The sequence below is a fragment of the Lysobacter cavernae genome (genome assembly GCF_042648505.1).
GTDB classification, from domain to species: domain Bacteria; phylum Pseudomonadota; class Gammaproteobacteria; order Xanthomonadales; family Xanthomonadaceae; genus Lysobacter_L; species Lysobacter_L cavernae.
Map to the genome: position 1 here is coordinate 441,757 of NZ_JBHRXK010000001.1, position 11,213 is coordinate 452,969.

The window sequence follows — 11,213 nt, forward strand, 5'->3', positions numbered from 1 at the left end:
ACAATGACCGCATGAGTGACGCCCGCAGCGACGCGCTTCGTCAACAGCAAGCCGATGCCCTGATCGGAGAACTGCAACGTCAAGGCGCCGGCCGCCTGACGATCTTCCTCGGCGCCGCCCCCGGTGTCGGCAAGACCTACACGATGCTCAGCCGCGCGCGCGAACTGCAGCGCCGCGGCCTCGATGTCGTCGTCGGCCTGGTCGAGACCCACGGCCGCAGCGAGACCAGCGCCCTGGTCGAAGGCCTGGAGGTGCTACCACGCAAGCGGCTCGACTACACGCCCAGCAATGGCCGAAGCCGCGTGCTCGAAGAACTCGACCTCGACGCCCTGCTCGCGCGCAAGCCGAAGCTGGCGCTGGTCGACGAACTCGCCCACCGCAATGCCCCGGGCAGCCGCCACGAGCGGCGCTGGCAGGACGTCGTTGAACTGCTCGACGCCGGCATCGACGTCTACACCACCATCAATATCCAGCATCTGGAAAGCCTCAACGACGTGGTGCACCGGATCACCGGCGTGCGCGTCAGCGAGACCGTGCCCGACGCGGTGTTCGACCGCCTGCGCGACATCGTCCTGGTCGACCTGCCACCGCGCGAGCTGATCGAGCGCCTGCAGCAGGGCAAGGTCTACGTGCCCGAGCAGGCCGCGCACGCGCTGCAGGCGTTCTTCTCGCCCAGCAACCTCACCGCGCTGCGCGAGCTGGCGATGCAGACTGCCGCCGACCGTGTCGACAGCGACCTGCGCGAGGCACAGACCGCGCGCGGCCTGCCCGGCGTGCCGCTGCGCCGCGGCGTGATGGTGGCGATCGACGGCCGCGGCCAGTCCGAGTACCTGGTGCGCGTGACCCGTCGCATTGCAGAGCGCCGCGACGCGCCGTGGACCGTGGTCACCGTGCAGGCCAGTGCGGTGCCGGACGAAGCGCAGCAGCTTGAACTCGACCGGGCCTTTGCCCTCGCCCGCCGCCTCGGCGGCGACGCGGTGGTGGTGCACGGCGGCAACGTCGTCGAGGCCCTGCTCGACCACGCCGGCCGCTCCGGTGCCAGCACCATCGTGCTCGGCCGCACCCGCGAGCGGCCGTTCGCGCGCATGGTCAACCGCACGCTCACCCAGCAGTTGATCCAGCGCGGCGCGCATTACGAGCTGACCATCGTCAGCACGCCCGAGGCACGCGCCAAGGCGCGGCGCTCGGTGCACCAATTGGGCGGCTACCTGACCCGCAACGACGCGGCCCTGGCGGTGATCGCCGCAACTGTGGCCACCGCGCTGGGCTGGATCGCCGAGCGCTGGATCGGCCTCGACGACCTGTCCCTGATCTTCATCGTCGCGGTGGTGCTGGTCGCCGCGCGCACACGCATGGCCGCGGCCGTGATCGCTGCCGGGTTGTGCTTCCTCGCCTACAATTTCTTCTTCATCGAGCCGCGCTTCACCTTGCTGATCGGTGCGCGCCAGGGCGTGACCACGGTGGTGCTGTTCCTGGTCGCCGCGCTGGTGGCGGGGCGCCTGGCCTCGAAGCTGCGCATGCAGGTGCTGGCATTGCGTGCCGCCAACGCGCAAGCGACCGCCTTGCAGACGCTGGGCCGACAACTGGCCGCTGCGGCCGACCGGGGCCAGGTACTGCAGGCCGGCCGCGAGGCACTCAAGCGATCGCTCGGGGCCGACGTGATGATCCGCATCGGCGATCAGGCGCTGCACGGCGAAGGCGCGCCGGCGATGAGCGACAAGGACCGCGCCGCGGCCGACTGGGCACTCAAGCATGGGCAAGCCGCCGGCCGCTACACCGACACGCTGGCTGGGTCGGAATGGTGGTTCCTGCCCCTGGCGATCGATGGCAGCCAGGGCGGCGTGGTCGGCCTGCGCTTTCCATCGCAGCAGCATCGTCTTGGCGCCGAGCAACGGCGCCTGGCCGAGGCGATGGCGGAAGACATCGCCCAGGCCCTGGTCCGCACGCGGCTGGTCGCCGACCTCGAGGACGCGCGCATCGGCAACGAGACCGAACGCTTGCGCTCGGCCCTGCTGTCGTCGGTCTCGCACGACCTGCGCTCGCCGCTGGCGGCGATCATCGGCGCCGCCAGCAGCCTCGACAACTACGCCGAGGCGATGAGCCGCGAGGACCGCCACAGCCTGCTCGAGACCATCCGCATCGAGGGCGAGCGCCTGGACCGTTACATCCAGAACCTGCTCGACATGACCCGCCTCGGCCACGGCGGCCTCACCCTCAACCGCGACTGGATCGGCGTCGACGAGCTGATCGGTTCGGCCGTCGCGCGCCTGCAGCGTTACGAACCGGGCGCGCGTTTCGAGGTCAGCATCGAACCGGGACTGAAACCGATCTGGGTGCATCCGGCCCTGGTCGAGCAGGCACTGTTCAACGTGCTGGAAAACGCCGCCAGGTTCTCGCCGGCCGGTCAGAAGGTCGCCGTGGAAGCGAAGCTGCTCGACGACGGACAACTGCGCATCGACGTGCGCGATCGCGGCCCGGGCATCCCCGAGGACGAGCGCAAGCGCATCTTCGACATGTTCTACAGCGTTGAGCGTGGCGACCGCGGCCGCCAGGGCACCGGTCTGGGCCTGGCGATCTGCCAGGGCATGATCGGCGCGCACGGCGGCAGCGTGGAGGCGCATCCGGGCATGGATGGGCGCGGCACCACGATCCGGATTACCCTGCCGCGTATCGAGCCCTAGGCGAGTTCAAGCGACCCGAATCCAGGAAGGATTCGTCATCCCCGAGTAGACGAGGCTTTTTTTGCCAGCCGGAGGGCTGCACCATCCAAGGACTTCCGCCTTTGATGGCAACGGGGCGAGTCCACATACTGAAGCCACGTCCCTGATTCCCGCCTGCGCGGGAATGACGGGCAAAAGTCAAAATAAGCAGACTCCATGAGCGATGCCCGCCCCCCCGACAACGCCAGCACACCGCCGCCTCGCGTCCTCGTTGTCGACGACGAACCGCAGATCCGCAAGTTTCTCGATATCAGCCTGCGCGCGCAGGGCTACGTGGTCGAAACGGCCGAGACCGGCGGCGGTGGACTGGAAGCCCTCGCCACCCACGGTGCCGACCTGGTGATCCTCGACCTCGGCCTGCCCGACCGCGATGGCCACGAGGTGCTGCGTGAATTGCGGCAGTGGTCGTCGGTGCCGGTGATCCTGTTGACGGTGCGCGCCGGCGAAGCCGAGAAGGTCGCCGCGCTCGATGCCGGTGCCAATGACTACGTCACCAAGCCGTTTGGCGTGCAGGAACTGATGGCGCGCGTGCGTGCGCTATTGCGCTCCCACACCGCTTCAAACGAGGCTGCACCGGTGTTCGATGACGGCCACCTGCACATCGACCTGGCCCGCCGCGAGGTGCGTCTCGACGGCGAACTGGTGGCACTGGCACGCAAGGAGTACGCGCTGCTGGCCCTGCTGTTGCTGCACGCCGGCCGCGTCGTCACCCAGCCGCAATTGCTGCGCGAATTGTGGGGCCCCACCCACCAGCACGACACGCACTACCTGCGCATCCTGGTGGGAAAGCTGCGACACAAACTCGGCGATGACGCCGCAGCGCCGCGTTGGATCGCGACAGAACCGGGCGTCGGCCTGCGCTTCATCGAGCGCGTTCCTCCGCCTTGATCTGCGCTGCAAACGGGATCGCTGGCATCGCCACCGCGAGTCACGGCACGCGCGTTATGCATGCATAAAAAGGCACAAGGGCCAATGAGCGTTAACCCATTGACCCTTGTGCTTTTGTAGTGGTGCGCCCGGAGAGATTCGAACTCCCGACCACCAAGTTCGTAGCCTGGTGCTCTATCCAGCTGAGCTACGGGCGCTCAGTCGGAAAATTATGGCGTCTCGTTACCGATTCGTCAAATATTTTCCGAAACTTTTTTCTGTCGATCGATGCATGCATCCGTGCATGACCGACAGAGCGAATCGTCCAAGGACGATGCGCCAATCTGGTTGAGGACGATGATGGAACGAGGCAGGAGTTTCCTGCATCCGTTCGCATGACCGGCGCGCAATGCACGACGGGAATGTCACGAACTCAACCAGCAAAACTGGCGGAGACTGAGGGGTGAGGCCTGGCGTTTGCGAGCCACTGGCTCACGCCAGGGTCGAACGCCATCGCGCGTGAGCACGATGGCCGGTAATCCAAAGTCGTAGCCATGGTAATGGCGGAGACTGAGGGATTCGAACCCTCGATGGAGCTTTTGACCCCATACTCCCTTAGCAGGGGAGCCCCTTCAGCCACTCGGGCAAGTCTCCGCGACGTAAAGCGTTGCGGGCGCAAAGCATAACGGCTTGCTCCGCGCGCGGCAAACAATTTGTGTCAGCCGCCTGCGTTCTTGCCCGAATCGTCAGCGGGCTCTTCGCCTCGCTGGATGCGCTGGTAGATCTCTTCGCGATGTACTGCGACATCTTTCGGTGCGGTAATTCCGATACGCACCTGGTTACCCTTGACGCCGAGCACGGTGACAGTCACCGAGTCGCCGATCATCAAGGTTTCACCGACGCGACGCGTCAGGATCAGCATCTAACATCTCCTATGGCCGGCAGTTCCCTACCGACAATGCGGCGCTCCCGGGAGCGCCTCCAGTTCGTACACAAACGTGAACCATAGTAGCGGCCGGTCAAACCGGGCCGCAACCGCAAAAGGTCACTGTCTGCCGTTCAGATAAGCTTCTGTTCAACCCAGCCCGTGACACCGGCCAAGGCCCCGGCCAGAGCCGGACCGTCATCGCCGCCGCCTTGGGCCATGTCGGCGCGACCACCGCCCTTGCCATTGATCTGACTGGCAACGTGGGCGATCAGTTCCCCCGCCTTGACCTTGCCAGCCGCGCTTCCATTCACTCCGGCGACCAGTGCCGCCTTGCCGTCGCTGGCACCCGCCAACACGATTACGGCATCGCCCAGTTGTTGCTTGAGGCGATCGACCGCCTCGCGCAACGCCTTGGCATCAAACCCTTCGAGCCGGGTCGCCACCACCTTGACCCCATGGACCTGCGCCGCCGAGGCGCCCAGGTCGGAGGTCGCGCCGGTGGCGGCCTTGGCCTTGAAGGTATCGAGTTCGCGCTCGAGCTTATTCTGCCGCTCGAGCAGGGCCCGCAGTTTCTCGGACACGTCCGCTGCGTTGCCGCCCAGCAGTCGCGCTGCTTCCTCCAGGCGGCGTTCCTCTTCGTCGACGTAGTCGAGCGCGCCCTGCCCGGTCTGCGCCTCGATGCGGCGCACCCCGGCAGAGACACCGCCCTCGGAGACGATCTTGAACAAGCCGATATCGCCGGTGCGCGACACATGGGTGCCGCCGCACAGCTCGGTCGAAGCCTCGCCCATGCGCAACACGCGCACGCGGTCGCCGTACTTCTCGCCAAACAGCGCCAGGGCGCCGAAGTCGAGCGCTTCCTGCATGCCCATGTGATGCACTTCGACGGCCGCGTTGTTGCGGATCTCGGCATTGACACGGCGTTCGATCTCGGCCAACTCGGTCGCGCTGAGCGGAGCGAAATGGGCGAAGTCGAAACGCAGCCGGTCCGGCGCGACCAATGAGCCCTTCTGGGTGACGTGATCACCGAGCACGCCGCGCAGCGCGGCGTGCAGCAGGTGCGTAGCCGAATGGTTGAGCACGGTGGCGTCACGGCGGGCCGCGTCGATCGTGGCACGCACGCGATCTCCGCGCTTGAGCGTGCCGGCGGCGAGCGTGCCGAGGTGGCCGTGGAACTGGCCGGCGAATTTCTGCGTGTCGCGCACGACGAAACGGGTCGTGCCGGCATCGATTTCGCCAGCGTCGCCGACCTGGCCGCCGCTTTCGGCATAGAACGGGGTGCGATCGAGAATCACCACCGCTTCGTCGCCGGCGGCGATCTGCTCGACCGGGCGGCCGTCGCACAGCAGCGCCACGACTTCGAGGTCGTCCTCTGCCAACTGTTCGTAACCCAGGAACCGGGTCGGCGACAGCTGCGCGGCCAGCTCGGCCGGCATCGTGGTGGCGTTGCCAAACTTGCCGGCCTCGCGCGCCTTGCGGCGCTGCTCTTCCATCGACTGGTCGAAACCGGCCATGTCGACCGACAGGCCGCGCTCGCGCGCGATGTCGGCGGTCAGGTCGACCGGGAAGCCGTAGGTGTCGTACAGGCGGAACGCATCGGCACCCGGGATCACACCTTGGGAGCGAGCCGCAACCTCGTCGAAGATGCGCATGCCCGAATCCAGCGTCTCGGCAAAACGCTCCTCCTCGGCGAGCAGTGCCCGCTCGACGAACTCACGCTTGGCCGCCAGCTCCGGATAGGCGTCACCCATCACCTCGACCAGCGGCGCGACCATGCGGTGGAAGAACGGTCCCTTCTGGCCGAGCATCCAGCCGTGGCGCAGGGCGCGACGGATGATCCGGCGCAGCACGTAGCCGCGGCCTTCGTTGCTGGGCAGCACGCCATCGACGATAAGGAACGAACAGGCGCGGATGTGATCGGCGATCACGCGCAGCGATTTGTTGCCCAGGTCGTTGGTGCCGGTGAATTCGGCCGCCTTGACGATCAGGTGGCGGAACAGATCGATCTCGTAGTTGCCGTGCACGTGCTGCAGCACGGCAGCCAGGCGCTCCAGGCCCATGCCAGTGTCGACGCACGGCGCCGGCAGCGGCACCAGGGTGCCATCGGGCTGGCGGTCGAACTGCATGAACACCAGGTTCCAGATCTCGATGTAGCGGTCGCCGTCCTCGTCGGGCGAACCCGGCGGGCCGCCGAAGTGCTGCTCGCCGTGGTCGTAGAAGATCTCGGTGCACGGACCGCAGGGGCCGGTGTCGGCCATCTGCCAGAAGTTGTCGGAAGCGTACGGCGCGCCCTTGTTGTCACCGATGCGGACGATGCGCTCGGCCGGCACGCCGATCTTGTTGTGCCAGAGGTCGTAGGCCTCGTCGTCGGTGTGGTAGACCGTGACCAGCAGGTGCTCGGCCGGCAGGCCCCAGACCCCGGTCAGCAGTTCCCAGGCCCAGGCGATCGCCTCGGCCTTGAAGTAGTCGCCGAACGACCAGTTGCCCAGCATCTCGAAGAAGGTGTGGTGGCGCGCGGTGTAGCCGACCTGGTCGAGGTCGTTGTGCTTGCCGCCGGCACGCAGGCAGCGCTGCACGTCGGCCGCGCGCACGTAGCCGGGCTTCTCGCTGCCGAGAAACACGTTCTTGAACTGGACCATGCCCGAGTTGGTGAACAGCAAGGTCGGGTCGTTGGCGGGCACCAGCGGTGCCGACGGCACGATGGTGTGGCCTTTGCCGCGAAAGAATTCGAGGAAATCGCTGCGGATTTCGGTAGTGGTTTTCATGCTTGACGCGGAAGGCGAAGGGCGGGTCGGAGTCGCCGCACACCCGTGGCCTGCGGCCCTTGACACATTGGGGCCGCCATCTCGAGCAGACAAGCAAAAACCGGGAAGTCAACAAGCATAGCAGCCTGCGCGGGCCTTAGCGCGCCCGTCAGGCAGTCTGAACCATCAAAGGGCGCCGGGCAGGCGGCTCGGGCGATGCCCACCCTGCCCGCTCCAGAGTCAGGGCGCGTGAACGACCCTGCGGACGGCCCCGGGCTCGCCGCGCAGGTGGCCGCGCCGCCGCTCCACCTGTGGCGGAACGGCGAGCTGGCGGCGGTCCCGCATGGGGCTGGCATAGCCCTGCGGGTGCCGCGATTGCCAATGCCAGGCGTCCCGGCACATGGCAACGACGTCGCACTGTGCCCGCCAGCCCAGTAGCCGTTGCGCCAGCGACGGGTCGGCATAGACCGCCGCGACGTCGCCAGGACGGCGATCCACGACCTCGTAGGGAATCGCGCGGCCCGACACCTGCTCGAACGCCTGCACCAGCTCCAGCACGCTGACCCCCTGTCCCGTGCCCAGATTGACGGTCAGGTTGCCCTCACTACGCAGCAGGTAGTCCACGGCATCCACGTGCGCCCGGGCCAGGTCGGTGACGTGGATGTAGTCGCGCACGCCGGTGCCGTCCACGGTCGGGTAGTCGCCACCGAAGACCCGCAGCCGGTCGCGCCGCCCCACCGCCACCTGGCAGATGTAGGGCATCAGGTTGTTGGGCGTGCCGCCGGGGTCTTCGCCGATCAGGCCCGAGACGTGTGCGCCGACCGGATTGAAGTAACGCAGGTTGGCGGCACGGAACGAGGCATCGGAACGGCACAGGTCTTCGATCAGCTGCTCCATCACCAGTTTGGTGCGGCCATAGGGATTGGTGACCTGCAACCGGGCATCCTCGCGCACCGGCACCCGTTCCGGATCCCCGTAGACCGTCGCCGACGAACTGAACACCAGCCGCCGCACGCCGGACGCGCGCATCGCCTGCAGCAGATTGATCGTGCCGCTGATGTTGTTCTCGAAGTAATCCAGCGGGCGTTCGCAGGATTCACCGACGGATTTGAGTGCGGCGAAGTGGATCACCGCATCGAACCGGTGGCGTGCCAGAAGCTCCATGATCGCGGCCTTGTCGCACAGGTCCACCTGCTCGAACCCGATCGGCGCACCGATCACATGACGCAGACGCCAAAGCACCTGTTGCGAGCTGTTGACCAGACTGTCGGCGATGACCACGCGGTGGCCGCGTTCGGCCAGTGCCACGCAGGTGTGGCTGCCGATGTAGCCCGCGCCACCGCAGACCAGAATGCGCAGCCGGAGTTTGTCGTGCATGTGCAGCAGATCCCTGGCCGCGCCCCGGCCCCCTTGATCTCCATCAACGCAAACTGGATGTCAGAACGTCCATCGCCAACGACAGCGATGAAGCACGCGGCCGCTGGCCGGACGCAGGACAAATCGCCGTTAACACCGAGACACCACGTCCAGCAGACGCACGAGCACAACGAATGAAGAGTCGACCTGAGGGGAGGTCTGCTTGCCCATGAACGCCCCGTTGCCGTCCATGGATCAAGTGCGGATCGCAGTGATCGGTCTGGGTTACGTCGGTTTACCGCTCGCGGCCGCTTTCGGAAGCCGTCTGCCGACCCTGGGGTTCGACATCAACGCCGAGCGCGTGGCCGAACTCGAACGACATCACGACCATACCCACGAAGTGTCCGCCGAAGCCCTGCGCGCGGCTCGCCTGCTCACGCTCAGCAGCGACCCGCAGGCGCTAGCTGGCTGCAACGTGTTCATCGTGACCGTGCCGACGCCGATCGACGAGTACAAGCGCCCCGACCTGCGACCGCTGGAATCGGCCAGTCGCGCGGTCGGGCGCGCGATCGGCCGCGGTGGTGTCGTGATCTACGAATCCACGGTCTATCCCGGCGCCACCGAAGAGATCTGCGTGCCGATCATCGAGCGCGAATCGGGGTTGGGCTTCAATCGCGATTTCTATGCCGGCTACAGCCCCGAGCGGATCAACCCCGGCGACCACCAGCACCGGCTGGAAACGATCATGAAGGTAACTTCGGGCTCGACCCCGGAGGCGGCCGCCCTGGTCGATCGCCTGTACCGGCAGATCGTCAGTGCCGGCACCCACCAGGCCTCCAGCATCCGCGTGGCCGAAGCGGCCAAGGTGATCGAGAACATCCAGCGCGACGTCAACATCGCGCTCATCAACGAACTGTCGCTGATCTTCCATCGTCTCGACATCGACACCCAGGAAGTGCTGGCCGCGGCCGGCACCAAGTGGAACTTCCTGCCGTTCCGGCCCGGCCTGGTCGGCGGCCATTGCATCGGCGTGGACCCGTATTACCTGACCCACAAGGCGCAGCAGATCGGCTACCACCCGGACATGATCCTGGCCGGACGTCGCATCAACGACGGCATGGGCGGTCATGTCGCGTGCCGGGTCGTCAAACTCATGCGCCAGCGGCAGATCCAGACCGCCCAGGCGAAGGTGCTGGTGCTGGGGCTGGCGTTCAAGGAGAACTGCCCGGACCTGCGCAACACCCGTGTGGTCGACATCGTCAACGAGCTGCGCAGTTACAACGCCCAGGTCGATATCCACGACCCGCGGGTCAGCCGGCGCGAGGCCCAGGCCGAATACGGCATCGAGCTGATCGCCGAGCCGGAGCCTGGCAAGTACGACGCGGTGATCCTCGCCGTGCCGCACCGCGAGTTTGTCGAACTCGGACCCGAACGCATCCGGGCGCTGGGCACCCCCGGCGCGGTGCTGTTCGATGTCAAGCAGGCGCTGCCACGCGCCAGCATCGACGGCTGCCTGTAATGCGGGTCCTGGTCACCGGCGCGGCAGGCTTCATCGGATCGCACCTGAGCGAGCGCCTGCTCGCCCGCGGCGATGAAGTGTTCGGTTTCGATGATCTCAACGCCTACTACGACCCACGCCTGAAGCAAGCGCGGCTGGCGCGGCTGATCCCGCACCCGAACTTCGGCTTCGTGCGCGCGGCACTGGAAGACCAGGCCGCCCTGAACGCCGCTTTCGCCGACTTTGCGCCGCAACGGGTGGTCAACCTGGCCGCCCAGGCCGGGGTGCGCTATTCACTGGAGAACCCGCGCGCGTACATCGACAGCAACATCGTCGGCTTTCTCAACGTGCTCGAAGCCTGCCGACACCGTGGCGTCGAGCACCTCGTGTACGCCTCGTCCAGTTCGGTCTACGGCGCCAACCGCAAGCTGCCTTTCAGCGTCGAGGACGGCGTCGACCATCCGGTCAGCCTGTACGCCGCCACCAAGAAGTCGAACGAGCTGATGGCGCATACCTACAGCCATCTGTTCGACCTGCCCACCACCGGATTGCGCTTTTTCACCGTGTACGGGCCGTGGGGACGGCCGGACATGTCGCTGTTCCTGTTCACCCGCAAGATCCTGGCCGGTGAACCGATCGAAGTCTTCAATCACGGCCGCCACAGCCGCGACTTCACCTACGTCGACGACATCGTCGAGGGTGTCATCCGCAGCCTGGACCGGGTGCCGGCACCGGATCCGGACTACGACGCGATGGCGCCCACGCCCGCCCGATCCTCAGCGCCTTACCGCGTCTACAACATCGGCAACCACCAGCAGGTCGAACTGCTGCGCTACATCGAGGTGCTGGAGCAGTGCCTGGGTCGCAGGAGCGAACGCCTGCTGCTGCCGCTGCAGCCAGGCGACGTGCCCGACACCTACTGCGATGTCGAGGCACTGCAGCGTGACACCGGTTACGCGCCGTCCACTCCGATCGAAGTTGGCGTGAGCCGTTTCGTCGAGTGGTACCGCTACTTTTATCAAGTCTGATTCGAGTCTGGATGCACCGCCTTGGCCGGGCCGGCAACGGCAGCACGTTTGCAAGGACGGAACACGGGGGTA

General features: G+C 66.5%; 7 protein-coding genes and 2 tRNA genes. 4 read left to right on the forward strand and 5 right to left on the reverse strand.

The features are described from left to right. Window positions 1-11 precede the first annotated feature (11 nt). A complete protein-coding gene (locus ACFOLC_RS02075; RefSeq protein ID WP_386757087.1) occupies window positions 12-2,681 on the forward strand; it encodes an ATP-binding protein in 2,670 nt (889 codons plus the stop codon). Window positions 2,682-2,876: 195 nt separating this feature from the next. Further along, complete coding sequence (locus ACFOLC_RS02080; RefSeq protein WP_386757088.1) at window positions 2,877-3,608, forward strand: response regulator; 732 nt, start codon at window positions 2,877-2,879, stop codon at window positions 3,606-3,608. A gap of 120 nt (window positions 3,609-3,728) precedes the next feature. On the opposite strand, the gene ACFOLC_RS02085 is transcribed toward ACFOLC_RS02080, so the two are convergent. From ACFOLC_RS02085 to galE, 5 genes are all read right to left on the reverse strand, one after another. Next, a tRNA-Arg gene (locus ACFOLC_RS02085) sits at window positions 3,729-3,805 on the reverse strand. 343 nt (window positions 3,806-4,148) lie between these two features. Beyond that, window positions 4,149-4,241 (reverse strand) — tRNA-Ser (locus tag ACFOLC_RS02090). A 64-nt stretch (window positions 4,242-4,305) separates the two neighbouring features. Next, entirely contained in the window at window positions 4,306-4,509 is a 204-nt protein-coding gene (gene csrA, locus ACFOLC_RS02095; protein ID WP_386757089.1) for a carbon storage regulator CsrA, read from the reverse strand. 137 nt (window positions 4,510-4,646) lie between these two features. Beyond that, window positions 4,647-7,280, reverse strand: coding sequence for an alanine--tRNA ligase (gene alaS / locus ACFOLC_RS02100; protein ID WP_386757090.1), 2,634 nt, complete (start codon window positions 7,278-7,280; stop codon window positions 4,647-4,649). Between the two features lie 219 nt (window positions 7,281-7,499). Then, window positions 7,500-8,567, reverse strand: a complete 1,068-nt coding sequence (galE, locus tag ACFOLC_RS02105) for a UDP-glucose 4-epimerase GalE (protein WP_386757091.1) — start codon at window positions 8,565-8,567, stop codon at window positions 7,500-7,502. 277 nt (window positions 8,568-8,844) lie between these two features. Here galE and ACFOLC_RS02110 point away from each other — a divergent pair, with 277 nt between their 5' ends. After that, complete coding sequence (locus tag ACFOLC_RS02110) at window positions 8,845-10,134, forward strand: nucleotide sugar dehydrogenase (RefSeq protein WP_386757092.1); 1,290 nt, start codon at window positions 8,845-8,847, stop codon at window positions 10,132-10,134. Further along, window positions 10,134-11,141 (forward strand): NAD-dependent epimerase, encoded by a 1,008-nt coding sequence (locus tag ACFOLC_RS02115; RefSeq protein ID WP_386757093.1) that lies wholly within the window; start codon window positions 10,134-10,136, stop codon window positions 11,139-11,141. The genes ACFOLC_RS02110 and ACFOLC_RS02115 overlap by 1 nt, the downstream gene beginning before the upstream one ends. Window positions 11,142-11,213 lie beyond the last annotated feature (72 nt).

Excerpts from the sequence above, each read along its gene's own strand:
- ACFOLC_RS02075 (WP_386757087.1), top strand. The coding sequence starts at position 12 with ATGAGTGACGCCCGCAGCGACGCGCTTCGTCAACAGCAAGCCGATGCC.
- ACFOLC_RS02080 (WP_386757088.1), top strand. The coding sequence starts at position 2,877 with ATGAGCGATGCCCGCCCCCCCGACAACGCCAGCACACCGCCGCCTCGC.
- csrA (WP_386757089.1), bottom strand. The coding sequence starts at position 4,509 with ATGCTGATCCTGACGCGTCGCGTCGGTGAAACCTTGATGATCGGCGAC.
- alaS (WP_386757090.1), bottom strand. The coding sequence starts at position 7,280 with ATGAAAACCACTACCGAAATCCGCAGCGATTTCCTCGAATTCTTTCGC.
- ACFOLC_RS02110 (WP_386757092.1), top strand. The coding sequence starts at position 8,845 with ATGAACGCCCCGTTGCCGTCCATGGATCAAGTGCGGATCGCAGTGATC.
- ACFOLC_RS02115 (WP_386757093.1), top strand. The coding sequence starts at position 10,134 with ATGCGGGTCCTGGTCACCGGCGCGGCAGGCTTCATCGGATCGCACCTG.